The sequence below is a fragment of the Pseudomonas sp. Mn2068 genome, from assembly GCF_049319725.1.
GTDB lineage: Bacteria > Pseudomonadota > Gammaproteobacteria > Pseudomonadales > Pseudomonadaceae > Aquipseudomonas > Aquipseudomonas gingeri.
In genome coordinates this window covers 16,592-32,388 of record NZ_JBMOUG010000019.1, presented here as the reverse complement: position 1 = coordinate 32,388, position 15,797 = coordinate 16,592, and the positions used below count along the sequence as shown (strand labels likewise).

Sequence of the window (15,797 nt, the reverse complement as noted above, 5' to 3'; positions counted from 1 at the left end):
CGCAGATCTCAAATCATTGTTCAGGCCGGTATTTCGCTGACACCGACCTGCTCCAGAGCCCAGGCTAGTTCATGCAGCTGTTTCTGCTCGGAATCCTTGAGCTGCTGCAATTGCTGGCCGAGGGTCGGCGCACCGAAAATCCCGCGCAGGCCCTGGGACGGATCGCCCAGGCTCTTGCTGCCCTGGCGCTCGAACGCCTTGAAGCCGCTGCTGTCGCCCGTCGTCGATTCGCGATTGAACAGGCCCGACAAGGTGCTGCTGCCGAACACCCCGCCATCGCCGCCGCCAAAACCGAGGAAGCCGCTGCCGCTGCCGTCGCCACCGCTGTCGGTGCTGAACACCTGGGCAATGAAGCTCGGGGCCAGGGCACCGTTGCGGATGAAGATATTGCCGAGCGGCGGCAGGCCGCCGCCCACATCACGCTGTTCGAACAGCGGCGGGAAGCCGATAGGCGAGCCCAGGTTGCCGCCGGGTGGGCCGAAGACGATCGGCTGCAATGGCACATTCGGCAGGTCCGGCGCGGGCGCCGGGTCGGTGATGCGAAATTGCGGGTCGCCGCCCAGGGACACCGTGGTGATCCCGTAGTTGTTGGAGTTGGCGAAACCCGTACCGGCGTTACCCGCCAGATCGGTGACCAGGCTGGTATCGAGGGTGATGAAGTTGCTCGGATCGGTGATATTCGCCGTCGGCGTCAGGGTCGCGGTCCAGGTCTTGCCGCCATCGCTGCTGGCCAGGTTGGACAGCACACCGTTGGCCACGCTCAGGTCCGACAGGTCGAAGCCGGTGACTTTCTCGCTGAAGGTGAAGGTCACGGTGGTGGTCTGGCCGGCGGTCAGGTTCGGGTTGGCGACCACGATGGTGGCGGTCGGCAGGTCGGCGTCGACCCCATAGTTGTTGGAGATGGCGATACCCGAGCCGGTGTTGCCGGCGCCATCGGTGACCAGGCTGTTATCGAGCACGATCAGGTTGGTGGCATCGGTGACGCCGACGGTCGGTGTCAGGGTCGCGGTCCAGTGGATATTGTCGCTGGTGGTCAGGTTGGACAGCACGCCATTGGCCACGCTCAGGTCCGACAGGTCGAAGCCGGTGACCGCCTCGTTGAAGGTGATGCTCACCGTGGTGGTCTGGCCGATCCCCACGTGAGGGTTGGCCACCGAGATGGTCGCGCCCGGCCGCTGGGTATCGATGCTGTAGTTGTTGGAGTCGGTGGTGCCGCTGCCGGCGTTGCCCGAGGCGTTGGTGACACCGCTGTTGGCCAGGGTGATGACGTTGGTGGTGTCGGTGACATTGCTGGTCGGGGTGAGCGTCGCGGTCCAGGTGATACCGCCGTCACTGGAGCTGACGTTCGTCAGTGTGCCGTTGCTGATGGTCAGGTCGGCGTTGCTGAAACCGCTGACCGCTTCACTGAAGGTGATGGTCACCGCAGAGCTCGCCCCGGCATTCAGGCTCGGGACCGCCACGACGATGGTCGCGGTCGGCCGCACCGTATCGATGGTGAAGTTGGCCGAGTTGGTCACGCCGGTGCCGGCGTTGCCCGCCAGGTCGGTATAACCGGTGTTGTTCAGGCTGATCAGGTTGGTGGTGTCGTGAACGTTGCTGGTCGGGGTGAAGGTCCCGGTCCAGGTGACACCGCCGTCGCTGCTGGTCAGCGTGCTCAGGGTACCGTTGGGCACGCTCAGGTCGCTGTTGTCGAGACCGGCCACCGCTTCGCTGAAGGTGATGGTCACCGTCGCGGTCTGCCCGACGAGCAGGCTCGCGCTGCTGACCACGATGCTCGCCGTCGGCGCCACGGTATCGACACTGTAGGTATTGGACTCGGTGGTGCCCGTGCCGGCATTGCCGGCGATATCGCTGAACAGGGCGTTGTTCAGGCCAATGACACCGCCGCTCTGGGTGGTAGCGGCGTTCGGCGTCAGGGTCGCGGTCCAGGTGATGTTGTCGAGGGTGCTCAGGCCGCTCAAGGTGCCGCCGACCGCTGTCAGGTCGCCCAGGGAAAGACCGGTCACGGCTTCGCTGAAGGTAATGGTCACCACGGATGAACCACCGATATTCAGGGCGTTGGTGCTGACCGCGATGGTCGCCGTCGGCCGCTGGGTGTCGATGCTGAAGTTGTTGGAATTGGTGGTGCCGCTACCGGCGTTGCCCGAGGCATTCGTCACGCCAGAGTTGTCCAGCACGACCAGGTTGCTGCTGTCGGCGATGTTGCTGGTCGGTGTGAAGGTCGCCGTCCAGGTGATGCCGCCGTCGCTGGTGGCGACGGTGGTCAGTGTGCCGTTGCTGATGGTCAGGTCGGCATTGCTGAAGCCGCTCACCGCCTCGCTGAAGGTGATGGTCACCGTCGAGGTTTCGCCGATCGTCAGGGAGTTGTCCGCCACCACGATGGTCGCGCTCGGCCGTACCGTATCGATGGTGAAGTTGCCCGAGTTGGTCACGCCGACACCGGCGTTGCCCGCCAGGTCGGTATAGGTGGAGTTGTTCAGGCTGATCAGGTTGCTGGTGTCGTGGACATTGCCGGTCGGGGTGAAGGTGGCGGTCCAGGTCACGCCGCCGTCGCTGCTGCTCACCGCGCTCAGGGTGCCGTTGGGCACGTTCAGGTCGCTGTTGTCGAAGTTGCTCACCGCTTCGCTGAAGGTGATGGTCACCAGCGAAGTATCGCCGGCCGCCAGGGTCGGATTGGCGACCACGATGGTCGCTGTCGGCCGCACGCTGTCGACGTCATAGGCGTTCGAGGTACTGGTCCCGCTGCCGCCGTTGCCGGCGATGTCGGTCACGGTGCTGTTGTCCAGGACAATGTGGTTGTTGTTCTGGGTGATCCCCGCCGTCGGCGTCAGGGTCGCGGTCCAGACGATGTTGTCGAGGGTGCTCAGGTTGCTCAGGGTGCCGTTGTCGGTGGTCAGGTCGCCCAGGGAGAAACCGGTCACGGCTTCGTTGAAGGTGATGGTCACCACGGAGCTGCCGCCGATGCCCAGGTGATCGGTCGTCACGGCGATGGTGGCGGTCGGACGCTGGGTGTCGACGATGTAGTTGTTGGAGAGGCTGGTGCCGCTGCCGACATTGCCCGAAGCCGCGGCCTGGACCCCGCTGTTGTCCAGCACGATCAGGTTGCTGCTGTCGGTGATGTTGCCGGTCGCGGTGAGCGTCGCGGTCCAGGTGACGCCACCGTCGCTGCTGCTCACCGCGCTCAGGCTACCGTTGGCGACACTCAGGTCGGCATTGGTGAAACCGCTGACGGCCTCGTTGAAGGTGATGGTCACCTGGGACGTGCCACCGATATTCAGCGACGGATTCGCCACCACGATGCTCGCCGTGGGGAGCACGGTGTTGATGGCGAAATTGGTCGAGTTGGTGGTGCCCACGCCCGTGTTGCCGGCCTGGTCGGCGATACCGGTATTGGCCAGGGTGATGACGTTGGTCGCGCTGTTGACGTTGGCGTTCGGGGTGAACGTCGCGGTCCAGGTGATACCTCCGTCGCTGCTGTTCACCGCGCTCAGGGTACCGTTGGCAATGGTCAGGTCGGTATTGCTGAAGTTGTTCACCGCCTCGCTGAAGGTGATGGTCACCAGCGAGGTTTCACCCGCGCTCAGCGTCGGATCGGCGACGACGATGGTCGCGGTCGGCCGCTGGGTGTCGATCGCGTAGTTGTTGGAGTCGGTGGTGCCGGTCCCGACGTTGCCGCTGGTGTCGGCATAGCCGGTATTGTCCAGGGTGATGACGTTGCTGGTGTTGGTGATGTTCGTCGTCGGGGTGAACGTGGCGGTCCAGGTGATGCCACCGTCAAGGCTGTTCACCGCGCTCAGGTTACCGTTGGCGAGGGTCAGGTCGGCGTTGCTGAAACCGACCACGGCTTCGCTGAAGGTGATGGTCACCAGCGAGGTGTCACCGATCTTCAGGGCATTGTCCGCCACCACGATGGTCGCGGTCGGGCGCACGCCGTCGATGGCGACGTTGTTCGATGTGCTGGTGCCGCTGCCGGCGTTGCCCGCACCGTCAGCGACCCCGCTGTTGTCCAGGGTGATGTGGTTGCTGGCGCTGACGATCGCCGCCGTCGGGGTGAAGATCGCGGTCCAGGTGATGCCACCGTCGCTGCTGCTCACCGCGCTCAGGCTGCCATTGGACACCGTCAGGTCGGTGTTGCTGAAACCGGTCACGGCTTCGCTGAAGGTGATGGTCACCGGTGAGGTCTGGCCGATGCCCAGGTTGGTGTTGCCGAACACGATGGTCGCCGTCGGCCGCTGGGTGTCGACCGCGTAGGTGTTGGACGTGGTCGTGCCGCTGCCGGCGTTGCCCGCGACGTCGCTGACCTGGGTGTTGTTCAGGGTGATGACATCGCCGGTATGGGTGATCCCGGCGGTTGCGGTCAGGGTCGCGGTCCAGGTGGTGCCATTCACCTGGACCAGGTTGCTCAGGGCGCCGTCGGCGACGGTGAACGCGGAAGTGGTGAGGTTGTTGACCGTCTCGCTGAAGGTGATGGTCACCTGGGACGTGCCACCGATATTCAATAGCGGACTCGCCACTGCGATGGTCGCGGTCGGCAACACGGTGTCGATGACATAGGTGTTGGACGTGGTCGTGCCCGTACCGGCGTTGGTCGAGGTGTCGGTATACAGGCTGTTGTCCAGGGTAATGACGTTGCCGCTATTGTTGTTGCCCGCGGTCGGCGTCAGGGTGGCGGTCCAGTGGATGTTGTCGCTGGTGGTCAGGTTGCTCAGGGTCCCGTTGGATGCCGTCATATCGGACAGGCTGAAACCGCTCACCGCCTCGCTGAAGGTGATGCTCACCGTGCCGTTGGCCGTGGTGCTCAGCGTCGGGCCGCTGACCGAGATGGTCGCGGTCGGGCGTGTGGTATCGATAGCGAAGTTGTTCGATGAGGTGGTGCCGCTCCCCGCCGTACCCGTCGCCACACTGTTGACCCCGGCGTTGTTCAGCACGATGGTGTTGCTGGCGCTGCTGACGCTCGAGTCCGGGGTGAAGGTCGCGGTATAGGTGATATGATCGCCGCTATCCACCAAGTTGCTCAGGGTGCCGTTGGCAATCGTCAGGTCGGCGTTGGTGAACCCCGTCACCGCCTGGTTGAAGGTAATGGTCACCAGCGAGGTGCTGCCGATGTGCTGCGCGGTGTTGCTGACCACGATGGTCGCGGTCGGCGCCGGGTTGTAGGCGGTGTTCGCCGTTGCGCCGATATCGTTGAACAAGCCGTTGACAGCGGTCGGTTTATTGCCTGCCGAGGCGCCCGAGGCGCTGACCAAGCCACCGTTGCCGCTGGCCCCCGCATTCGCGGAGCCACCCAGGGCGGCAAAGTTGGCCGCCGTAATCAAGACCGTGCCTTTGTTCCAGATGGCACCGACACCCAGGCCACCGTCACCGCCATTGAGAGCCGTGCCGCTGCCGGTCGCCGAACCGCCACCACCGCCGCCGCCGGCACCGATGTTACCGGTAATCGAGCTGGTGCCGACGATGGTCAGGGTGGCGCCGCTGGCGTTGTAGATACCGCCGGCCGCTCCGCCGCCCTTGCCACCGGCACTATTCCAGCCGGAGCCACCACCACCACCGCCGATCGACAAGGAACCAGAGCTCGCTGTACCGCCAGCGGAACCGTTGGTATAGCCGTAAAGGCCGTTCGAGCCGGCACCGCCGCTGCTCGAACCGCCGTGACCGCCCATGGTCGAGTAGCCACCACCCTGGCCACCCTGGTTGGCCGTGCCCACGCCTCCGGCGTAGGCACCGGTCCCGGAGCCGGTGATGCCACCATGCCCGCCGTTGCCGCCACCCACCGCGCCACCACCGCCACCGGCACCACCGACATCGCCGTTGACCACGCCGCCGCCACCACCGCCGCCCGAGGCTGCGTTCGCGGTCACGCTGACGTTATTCAGGGTCAGGTTACCGAAGTTACTGATCCCCGCCCCCAGCAAGTTGCCCGCGGTAGTACCGTTACCGCCATTGCCGCCGTTGCCGGCCATCAGCCCCTTGGTAATGACCAGCCCGTCCAGGGTCGCGGTGACCCCGGAATTGACCGTGAGTACCTGGGTCTTGTACTGCCCGCTGATGGTCACATCGGCAGTACCGTTGTTGTCCAGGTCGCCATCGATGGTCAGGTTCTTGGCGATCACCAGTTGCGAATTCAGGTTGACCGTCATGCCCGGCGTGCTGAAAGTCACGATATCGCCCGCCACCGCATCGCTGAGGGCCTGGCGCAGGCTGCCGGCGCCGGTGTCGGCGCCAGTGTTCACGGTAATGGTGGCCAGGCCGTACTGGTAGGCGGACATGGCATCGGCCGACAGCGCGTTGTGGCTTTCGATGCTGCCGGTGGCGATTTCCAGGGTCCAGTCGCCGCCCAGGCCGGTGCGGTTGGTCGACGCGGCGATGTCACGCCCGGTGTATTGCGCCAGGGAGTCGACAAAACCGATGCCCTTGTCGCCGGCAGCCGTGTTGCAGGCATAGATCAGGATATCGCCGCCGACATTCATCTCACTGCCGATCTGCGCCAGCACATCGGCCCGCGCCGCGACGTTGTCGGAGGAAAGGTAGGTGTTGCCCAGCCACAGGTCTCCCGAGTTGCCGTGGGCGATGATTTCCACGGTGCTCACGCCCTGGTGGGAGCCCAGATAATCGGCAATCTGCTGCAGGCCGTCCTTGCTGGCATCCAGCACGACGATCTGGGTGCCGGGCGCGGCGCCCTTGAGCAGACTGTCGAAATCCTTGACCCGGGAGTCGACGAAGACCACCGACTGGCCGGGCACGGCAGCCGGTGCCGGCGTCACCGGGGCATCGGATTGCGGGTGGGCCTCGGCGGGAGCGGCCGCATGATCGGTGGCCGGGGCCTTCGCCGCATCGGCGGTCGGGTGGCTGGTCGGCTGCGCGGCCTCGGCCACGGTGGCGGCCACGGCACCGTCGAACAGCATGCGCGGTTCCAGTGGAATGATCATGGGTGAAACCAGGCTTCTCATGCCCACAGCCCGCGCTTTCGGTTTGCTCCACCACATGTTTCACCTGCACTCGAACGCTGGCGCGCTCAACGGATTTTTTTATTGGAATGAAAAACCGCGATCAACTGACCGCGGCATTGGTTTTCATGCGAATGACATTCGCGGCACTGGCAGAGCCATCGTTCCAGAACGACAACTCGGCATATTTTTCGAACAGGTCCGGCGGCAGGATCGTGCGCCGTGACTCCAGCGCCACCTTGGGCTTGACCTTGTGCAGGCCAGCAACGCCGAGGGCCTGGTCGAATTCCGGAGCGTCATAGGCCAGGTGCTCGAAATCGTGTTCGAACCAGGGCTCGCCGATAAAGTCGTAGACCAGTCGCAACACCCGCTCCGGGGCCTGGGACAGCAGGTCGTAATCGATCAGCAGCAAGGAGTCGGCGTGTTCGCCGTAATAGGCTTCCTTGAGTGCGGTCCAGGCATACCCCACCAGGCGATTGCGCTGGGCCAGGGTTTCGCAGCGGCTGTAGACGGTGTTGCGCTCGATCTGATCGTTGAACAGCTTGGTGTTCTCGAAGGGGTTGGCGCGGTACAGCCGTTCCAGGCTGTCCATCACCCAGGCGACATTGCGCACGCAGGCGATGACCTTGGACCGGGGAAACAGGTCCATCAGCGCGGGCAGGCGCGCGCTCCACTGGCGATTGGTGTCGAAGATCACCGATTGTTCGGTCTTGTCGGCGTAATACGACTCGAACAGCCCGCCCAGCAGGCGGCGGCGCATGTCGGTGTCGATCACCGCGCCGAACTCGCTGCCGGCGCTGCACTGGTCCAGCACGCTGTTGAACAGGGTGCCGACCGGACTGGTCATGCCGGCATGAAAACGTGGGTTCTGCAGGAGAATGGCACAGAGCAGGGTTGAGCCTGAGCGCGGTAGTCCGGAGATAAAGTGAAAACTGCGCAATCCATTCACCGTGACGTAAGTCCATTTGTAGGACAAAGCGTAGCGTAAGGAATTGTTGCGGACTAGTAGTATTTTGACATCAATCGTAGGGACTTTAAGTCGGAAAAGGCCCATAAACACGGGTGTTCATGGGCATTTTCCGCTGTCTGATGGCTCTATATAAGGCCTCTGGCGGTTAGTGTCCGCTACATGGGGGATGACAGGTCTCATATAAAACCGCCTGGGTGTCGCCCCCCGCGTGCTGGTCGATTTTCCGCCAGCCGGTCGGAATCGTCGGGAACTCGTCCGGCGCCACCCGGCTCATCACCAGCCAGACCCGGCCGTTGCCCGCCGGCAGGTCTTCCAGGTGATCGAGATAGACCCCGGCATTTTCATCGACCAGGGTGCCGAAGCCGTAGCTGTTGGGCCGGGTCGACACACCCTGGGCGGTGGGCCGGGTATACAGCCGTGGCGCCGTCGCACTCTTGTCGTAGTACCACCAGGTCAGGTACCAGAACATGTCGCCCAGGACCACCTGGTCGCCCACGGCCCGGTGCTGGTCCATGTACTCGACCATATTGCTGAACTGGTCGTCGGCGTCCACGGTGTAGTTGTTCTTCAGGCCCACGCCCTCCACCACCAGGATCGTCACCAGCAACAGCCCGGCCAGGACCTTGAAACGCCGCGCCAGCCGGTCGATGAACAGCGCCAGGATGATCGGCAGGGCCAGCGCCGGCACGGTCAGGTAGCGTTCGATGAACACCGGCGAGACAAACGAGACCGCGAAGACCAGCACCAGCGGCAACGCACTGTAGATCACCAGCATCGTGTCGAAGTGATAGCGGCTGCGATCGCTCCAGGCCATGTACCCCAGCACCGCCGCCATGAACGCCGGCAGGCTGACGAACAGCCACAGCGGCATGGTTTCACCGTCGTCCTGGGCCATCAGTTGCCAGATCATCGAGGGCAGCGAGCGCCAGGTCACCGCCGGTTCCCAGCCGACGTCGCCGCCGACCTTGAGGTCATCCATGTGCAGCACCAGGTCGATCAGGCCCGGCAGCCACGGCAGGAACAGCACGACGATCGCCACGTTGGCCAGCCACCACTCGCGGCGGGCGATATAGCGGTGCGCACTGCCGGACTGACGGCGGATCACCAGCAGATAGAGCCAGTGCGACAGCACGCACAGCGCGGAAAAGTAGTGGGTATAAAAGCCGGCCGCCATCAACAGCGCGTAGATCACCAGGTAGCGCTTGCGCTCGGGCGCACGGACCCAGTACACCAGCGCCACCGTCGCCCCCAGCAGCCAGACGCCCATCAGCGAATACATGCGTATTTCCTGGCTGTAGCGCACGGCCGTGGGCAGCAGCGCCAGCAGCAGACAGGCCAGGAGCGTCGCCCGGCGTCCGGCGAACAGGTGGGTCAGCCAGGTGCCGAGGAAGACCGTGATCACCCCGGGCAACGCGCTCATCATGCGGATCGACTGGATCGAATCGCCGAACAGGCCGATCCATCCATGCAACAGGGCAAAGTACAGCGGCGGATGGACATCGTGGGCCGCATGGACCCACAGGCCGGACAGCGGGTACTGGGCCAGCAGCAGGCTGGAGCCTTCGTCGCCCCAGATCGCCGCCGCCGTCAGTTGATACAGGCGCAACGCCACGGCCAGCACCAGGAGCGGCACCAGCCAGGGTTCGCGAAGCAGCTGTACAAGAGGTTGCGGGTGCGTGACAGGCTGACCGTAAAGTCGCGTTGTCGCTTCATCATTACTCGGAACGCCCATCACCACCCTCTGGAAATCAACCACTGCCCCCACTCGGGAAGCATGACCCGGTGATTGTAGGCTAGAACGTCATCGACTTGCCCGACTGTTCCAATCGCGACCTCTACCCCGCAAAAAAACCGGCAGGCCCCAAGCCAGCGTCTACGCTTTGGGGCGGTGCACACAAAGCCCGGGCACAACGGGTATCGCACCTCTCCCAACACGGCTGAAGGAAAAGGATCCATGGAAGTATTTCTCGGCACCATCCAGATGTTCGGCTTCAACTTCGCCCCCAGGGGCTGGGCGCTTTGCAGCGGGCAACTGCTGGCCCTCTCGCAATACCAGGCACTGTTCGCGGTGATGGGCACGACCTATGGCGGCAATGGCCAGCAGACCTTCGGCCTGCCTAACCTGCAAAGCCGGCTGCCGGTCTGCCAGGGTAACGGGCCGGGCCTGACGCCGCGGGTCATGGGCGAAGTCAGCGGCACGGAAAATGTGTCGATTCTGAGCAGCAACCTGCCCACCCAGGTGGTTCCGACCGCCAGCCTGACCGTCAACACCACGATCAACCTGGCGAGCACCCCCAGCAACCCGGTCACGGCACCGACCAGCACCAACGCCTATATCGGTGCGTCCAACCCTGCCGGGCCGCCCTCGGCGGCGATCTATTCCGATGCGCAGGGCTCGTCGCCGGTAGCCCTCAAGGGGGCCGCCAGCACCATCGCCGGTAACCTGACCATACCGGGTGGCAACCTGCCGCTGGGGACGATGAACCCGTTCCTGGTGGTGAACTTCAGCATCGCCCTGGAAGGGATCTTCCCGTCACGTAACTGATCGGCTGCAAAACTTGTGGGGGCGGGTCTGCCAACGATGGCGTCCGTAAGGTCGATGCAAGACTTGTCGGCCTCATCGCCAGCAAGCCGGCTCCCACAAGGGTCCCCACCGACCGTGTCTTATGGAGAACATCGATGCTGCAACAGGTTTCCAACGAACATTTCCAGCCACTGGTGGACCAGCCCTGCCCCCTGCACCTGCCCGACGGCAGCCTGCTGCCGGTGCAGGTCGAGTCGATCCGGCTGCGCCCGCAATCGCAACTGCCGGAGAGTTCGCGCGTGCCTTTCAACGTGATGCTGCGCAGCCTCGGGCCGACGGACTTCGTCGACGGCCTGTGCGCCCTGGAGTTGCCACAAGTGGGGCGTCTCGATGCGGTGTTCGTCTCCCGCGAGCCGCCGCTGGGCCGTGATCCGGCCCTGGGCTACTTCAATATCGTCTTCAACTGACGCCCGGATACCACACCAGCCGCTCGGCGGCCGGTGAACTTTCCTCGATCCGGAACCCCAGCGCCAGGTAATGCTGGCGCGCCTGGGGGTTACTGGCCCAGACCACCGTCGCCACCGGGCAGCGCACCTGCTCGGCGGCCTTCTGCACCCCTTGCAGCACGGTACGCCCGAAACCCTTGCCACGGGCCCCCGGAATGAATGCCAGGTAGAGCACGCGGATTTCGTTGGGACCGAAATCGGCACTGAGCACGCCAATCGGGGTGTCGAGCTTTTCCACCACATAATGCATGGCATCGGGGAAGTGCTCGCCGATCCCCTGTTCCTGCACCTGGAACTGCTGGGCGATCACCTGCTCGATCAGCTCGGGCTCGGCATCGATCCACTGCAGTTCGGGTCGCGCCGACTGGTAGAGGCTTTGCAGAAAAGGCCCGTCGGTGGCCCGCGATGGCCGCATGGACAAGCCTGCGGCGGACGAACTGTTCAACATCGGCTGTACTCCCTGAACCGTTGTAATGACTAGAAACCACTCTCCCGCACGCCCAGCGCGGCCATGCGCCGCCAGGCCGTGCCCAGCAAGGACTCGTTGCGCCCTTGCAGCACGGCCACGCCGCGTAGCGGATGGCTCGGCGTCGGCACTTCCTCCAGCAACTTCAGGCGCACCCCGTATTGCGCCTGCACCGGCTCCGGACGACGATTTTCATCGCGCCGCACGGCAATCGGGCCATGATGATCGGAGGTCAGCGCCTCCTGGTCGATGGCCGCCACGCCGTTGGCGTCGACATCCAGCAGCTCCACCGGCCAGGCCGGGCGCATCGGGTCGTCGGCGACAAAGCGCCCACTGGCCCCCGGCGCCACGCGCCACAGGTCTTCTTCGGCCAGGTAACCACGCAGGCGGGTGCCTTCCTCGACGATGCGCAACAGCGGCTCCTTGATCGAGACCCAGCGCCCGGCGACCAGTTGCCGCATCAGGTCGCGCACCTGGCCGGCCTGGGGCGCCCGCAGCAACAGGCGCTCGCGCCGGGCCAGCAGGCCGCGGTACTCGGCCACCGACTCCGCCAGGCGCTGTTCGAGCACGCCGACGTCCGCTGCCGTTTCGCTGCGCCCGGCCTGGCGACGCATCTGCAATTGCAGGATGTCGATTTCACGGCGGACGATGATCAGCCGCGAATCGACGTCCGGCGATTCCAGCTCCACCAGTACCGCGCCCTGCTCGACCACCTGGCCATCGTGCACATTGACCTGCTTGACCCGTGCCGCCACCGGCGCATGCAACGCGGTGACCCGGCCGGCCTCGAGCATCGCCGGCACTTCCACGCTGCTGCGCCACGGCACCGCCACCAGCAACAGCAGCGCCAGCAGCCCCAGGCCGCTGAGCAGCACCCGCGGGGTATGCGCCTGCTCGCGCCGCGACCACCATTCACGGGTTTCCTTGAAAATCGGCAGAAAGATGAACCAGCCCAGTTCCACCAGCATCAGGAAGATACCCAGCAGTTTGAAGAACAGGTGATAGACCGCCAGGGCGATACCGAAGAACAACGCCGCGCGCCACAGCCAGGAGAGGAAGCCCCACCACAGCAAACGCCGCTGCATGGCCGGTGACCAGGGCTCGGGCGCCGGCTCGTCGTAGCCGAACAGGGTTTCGCGCAAACGCCAGCGGCACAGGGCAAAGGCCCGGCCCTGGAGGTTGTCGACTTCCCACAGGTCGCTGAGCAGAAAATAACCATCGAAGCGCATGAACGGGTTGAGGTTGACCGCCAGGGTGGTCAGCCAGGTGGCGCTGGCAAGCATGAACGCCGCCGTGCGCGCCGGCCCGTCAGGCAGCAGCGACCACGCCAGCAGGGCGATACAGGCCAGCACCAGTTCGGCCATGACCCCGCCGGCACCGATCAGCAGCCGCGCCTTGCGGTCGTTGACCCGCCAGGCATCGCTGACATCGGTGTAGAACAGCGGCAGCAGGACCATGAACGCCACCCCCATGCTCTGCACCCGACAACCGGCACGCTTGGCCATGAAGGCATGGCCGAACTCATGGCAGAGCTTGGCGAAGAACAGCGCCACGCCAAAGGCCAGGGCCCCGCCGAGGCTGAACAGGTGCGGGAAGGTCGAGAGAAAGCGCTCCCAGTCCCGCGATACCAGGAACACGCCGAGCCCGAGGGTCAGCGGCAGGCCGTAGCGCAGCAGGTTCGGGCCGAAACGCTGCAGCCAGGGCCAGGCGCGATTGAGAAAGGCATCCGGGCGCCATAGCGGGATGCGAAAAAACAGGTATTGGTGCAGTGCCATCTGCCACAGGCTCTGGCGTGCGGAGGCGGCCTTCCAGGCATAACTGGCGCGCTGTTCGGGATCGAGCGCGGCAATCAGGTCATGGGCCCGGAGAAAGGCCAGCAGCTCTTCCACCTCGGTTTCGCCCAGGGGCAGGCCCGGCTCGCGGTTGGCGGCCTGCAGCACTTGCGCCGGATCGCCCAGCGACCAATGACGCAGCAGGCGGATGGCCTGGGCGCCGAGCTTGAAGTAGCGCCCGCGCACCGGATCGGCCAGGGTCCAGCGTGGCGAGCCGTCCAGCGCCGTCGACGCGGGCGTCAGTTGCAGGTCCGCCCGCAGGCTGGGCAGGTTCATTACAGGCCGACGCTCTGGCGCAGCCCGGCCAGCGGCCGGCGCAACAGGTACAAGGCCAGCGGCGCGCGCTGGCCGAAGATTTTCGCGGTACCGCGCAGGCCGATGCGCGGTGGTGGCGAGTCGGTAAACCCGGCGTCGAGCCGATAGGCCAGTTGCCCGGCCGCCGTCGATTGCGCCTCATAGGCGACCCGTTCCAGTCTGGCCGAGTGGCGCTGCAACGGGTCGCTGTCGAGGAACAGTGCCACTTCGGCGTCCGGCTCCAGGGCAATGGCGTCGCCCACCGCCAGTTCGATGCGCAGCTCGGCCTGGCTCGGGTCGGCGATTTCCATGAGCCGCTCGCCGGTCTGCACCGGCTTGCCAGTCCAGCGCTCGGCGTCAGCGAAGACCGCGATGCCATCGCGCTCGGCACGCACTTCGCTACGCTTGAGCAGTTCGGCGGCGTAATCACGTTCGGCACGCTTCTGCTCGACCCGAGCGGCCAGCAAGTCGATCTTCGAACTCGACTCGGCATCGGCGAAGGCACGCTGGGCATTGGCCTTCAATTCAGCTTCGGCCACCCCCAGGGCGCGCTGGGCCACATCGGCCTGGGCCTTGAGAGCGGTGCTTTCGAAACGCACCAGCAGGTCGCCGGTCTTCACCGCCTGGTTGGGTTTGACCAGGAACTCGGCCACCACGCCGTCCAGCGGTGCCGCCACCACCCGGCCGGCCAGCGGCACGACTTCCGCCGGCGCCAGCACCGATTGGCGCACCGGGATCAGCAGGCTCAGCAACGCCAGCGCCACCAGCAGGACCTGGCGCTTGCGCGTCAGCCGCAAACGCCAGGGTCGACGCGGCTGCAACGCCAGCCAGGCGTGGCTGTAGGTGTCGCCCAACTGGGCCAGCAGGACCTGCTCGGAAGGGTTCCAGGGATTATCGCGGGCGAACCAGATGCCGCCGAAGACCTCGCCTTTGTGATCGAGCAACGGCAACCAGAACACCTGCGTCGCGGACAGGCTCTGCCAGTCCTCGCGGACCGAGGCACTGAAGGCGTCCATCGGGACCACGGTCGCGGGCTTGGCCCGTTCCAGCTTGAAAATCTGCGCCACGGCCTGTTCGACAAAGGCGACAAACGGCGCATTCGGTTCCACCGAGCTGACCCCGGTCACCGCCCGCACTTTGCCGGCGATCAACAACGCGGCATGGCGGAAGCCGAACAGCGCCTGGCCGTCGTTGACCAGGCTGTAGGCCAGTTGCTCGGTGGTCCGGGCCGCGCGGGTCAGGCGTTCAAGATCGAGGAACTGGGCAAAGACCCGCTCCGCCGCCCCCGCGACCGGCGCGTTCACTTGAGCTCCGCGAAATGCGCCGTGCCGCTCATGCCCGCCAGCAACCCGTCGGCCTTGGGCAGGCTGGCCACCAGCAACAGGGTCTGGCTACCTTCATCGATACGCGCACCGAGGCGCTTGATGGTCGCGGTCAGCGGCTGGCCGGTTTCATCGGGGACAAAACTGAAGGTCTGTCCGGGCTTGAGCTTGCCCATCCAGCGCGAGGGCACCAGCAGGTGGATTTCCAGGGTACGGTTGTCGACGATCTCCAGCATCGGCGCACCGGCCGAGACACTTTCGTAGCGCTGGACCTTGCGCTGCACGATCTGCCCGTCATAAGGCGCGATCACGCTGCAACGCTTGACCTGGACCTGATAGACCTGGGCCTGGGCCTGGGTTTCGGCGACCTTGGCTTCGGCGCGGGCCACCTCGAAGCGGCCCACCGAGTTGAGCGAAGCGAGCTGGCGGTTGTGGGCCAGTTCTTCATTGGCGCCTCGACCGGCGGCCTGGGCCGCATTGAGCTGGGCTTGGTAGGCCGAGCAGTCGAAGCGTGCCAGGGTATCGCCCTTGTTGAAGGTCTCGCCTTCGCTGAAGGGCAGCTCGATGATCCGACCCGACAATTCACTGGCGAGCATCGCCTGGTCCCGCGCGCGCAACACGCCACGGGCCTCGCTGGCCGAGGTCGCATGGGCTCCCGGCGCGGCATTGTCCAACAGCGGATCACCCTCGCTGGCCGCTTGTGCCTGAGTCAAGCACGCCACACAGGACAATCCGAAAACCCAACCCCACAAACGCTGCATAACAGTGACTCCTTGTCGGACAATCGCGAGTCTACGACAGTCAGGTCAAGCGTCAAGCAAATTGCCATCATCCTGATCAACACCATCGATGTGCGGCAGGTCACAGCCTGCGACGCCCCAGCCTGAACAAGCATAGGTGCAGATGCCGGGGTTCGGTATGATGGCGTCCCCTCCGGCC

The 15,797-nt window shown here is 65.0% G+C and carries 9 protein-coding genes; 2 read left to right on the top strand and 7 right to left on the bottom strand.

The window, feature by feature from the left end:
- Positions 1-20: 20 nt before the first annotated feature.
- The 3 genes from ACL9RJ_RS29480 to ACL9RJ_RS29470 form a co-directional block, all read right to left on the bottom strand.
- The gene (locus tag ACL9RJ_RS29480; protein WP_422765911.1) at positions 21-6,926 is read right to left on the bottom strand and encodes an Ig-like domain-containing protein; all 6,906 of its coding nucleotides are present in this window, start codon (positions 6,924-6,926) and stop codon (positions 21-23) included.
- A 121-nt stretch (positions 6,927-7,047) separates the two neighbouring features.
- On the bottom strand, positions 7,048-7,893 hold the full coding sequence (locus tag ACL9RJ_RS29475; RefSeq protein ID WP_042934756.1) for a sulfotransferase family protein: 846 nt from the start codon (positions 7,891-7,893) through the stop codon (positions 7,048-7,050).
- A 166-nt stretch (positions 7,894-8,059) separates the two neighbouring features.
- Positions 8,060-9,646, bottom strand: coding sequence for a glycosyltransferase family 39 protein (locus ACL9RJ_RS29470; RefSeq protein WP_422765910.1), 1,587 nt, complete (start codon positions 9,644-9,646; stop codon positions 8,060-8,062).
- Between the two features lie 222 nt (positions 9,647-9,868).
- Between ACL9RJ_RS29470 and ACL9RJ_RS29465 the strand changes: the two genes are divergently transcribed.
- Positions 9,869-10,459: a phage tail protein gene (locus ACL9RJ_RS29465; RefSeq protein WP_177109701.1), complete on the top strand. Its 591-nt coding sequence runs from the start codon at positions 9,869-9,871 to the stop codon at positions 10,457-10,459.
- Positions 10,460-10,593: 134 nt separating this feature from the next.
- The gene (locus ACL9RJ_RS29460) at positions 10,594-10,905 is read left to right on the top strand and encodes a DUF6916 family protein (RefSeq protein WP_017124782.1); all 312 of its coding nucleotides are present in this window, start codon (positions 10,594-10,596) and stop codon (positions 10,903-10,905) included.
- On the opposite strand, the gene ACL9RJ_RS29455 is transcribed toward ACL9RJ_RS29460, so the two are convergent.
- Genes ACL9RJ_RS29455 through ACL9RJ_RS29440 form a run of 4 tightly spaced genes read right to left on the bottom strand, consistent with a single transcriptional unit; the run spans position 10,898 to position 15,619 of the window.
- A complete protein-coding gene (locus ACL9RJ_RS29455; RefSeq protein ID WP_177119450.1) occupies positions 10,898-11,392 on the bottom strand; it encodes a GNAT family N-acetyltransferase in 495 nt (164 codons plus the stop codon). The genes ACL9RJ_RS29460 and ACL9RJ_RS29455 overlap by 8 nt on opposite strands.
- Before the next feature lie 29 nt (positions 11,393-11,421).
- A complete protein-coding gene (locus ACL9RJ_RS29450) occupies positions 11,422-13,518 on the bottom strand; it encodes a biotin/lipoyl-binding protein (RefSeq protein ID WP_177083788.1) in 2,097 nt (698 codons plus the stop codon).
- Positions 13,518-14,840: an efflux RND transporter periplasmic adaptor subunit gene (locus tag ACL9RJ_RS29445; protein WP_422765909.1), complete on the bottom strand. Its 1,323-nt coding sequence runs from the start codon at positions 14,838-14,840 to the stop codon at positions 13,518-13,520. Before ACL9RJ_RS29445 ends, ACL9RJ_RS29450 begins: the two co-directional genes overlap by 1 nt.
- The gene (locus tag ACL9RJ_RS29440; protein ID WP_017124787.1) at positions 14,837-15,619 is read right to left on the bottom strand and encodes an efflux RND transporter periplasmic adaptor subunit; all 783 of its coding nucleotides are present in this window, start codon (positions 15,617-15,619) and stop codon (positions 14,837-14,839) included. Before ACL9RJ_RS29440 ends, ACL9RJ_RS29445 begins: the two co-directional genes overlap by 4 nt.
- Positions 15,620-15,797: the final 178 nt, after the last annotated feature.

What these genes read in the sequence shown, in the direction of transcription:
- ACL9RJ_RS29455 (WP_177119450.1), bottom strand. Translation starts at nt 11,392, where the DNA reads ATGTTGAACAGTTCGTCCGCCGCAGGCTTGTCCATGCGGCCATCGCGG.
- ACL9RJ_RS29440 (WP_017124787.1), bottom strand. Translation starts at nt 15,619, where the DNA reads ATGCAGCGTTTGTGGGGTTGGGTTTTCGGATTGTCCTGTGTGGCGTGC.
- ACL9RJ_RS29465 (WP_177109701.1), top strand. Translation starts at nt 9,869, where the DNA reads ATGGAAGTATTTCTCGGCACCATCCAGATGTTCGGCTTCAACTTCGCC.
- ACL9RJ_RS29460 (WP_017124782.1), top strand. Translation starts at nt 10,594, where the DNA reads ATGCTGCAACAGGTTTCCAACGAACATTTCCAGCCACTGGTGGACCAG.
- ACL9RJ_RS29450 (WP_177083788.1), bottom strand. Translation starts at nt 13,518, where the DNA reads ATGAACCTGCCCAGCCTGCGGGCGGACCTGCAACTGACGCCCGCGTCG.
- ACL9RJ_RS29470 (WP_422765910.1), bottom strand. Translation starts at nt 9,646, where the DNA reads ATGGGCGTTCCGAGTAATGATGAAGCGACAACGCGACTTTACGGTCAG.
- ACL9RJ_RS29480 (WP_422765911.1), bottom strand. Translation starts at nt 6,926, where the DNA reads ATGATCATTCCACTGGAACCGCGCATGCTGTTCGACGGTGCCGTGGCC.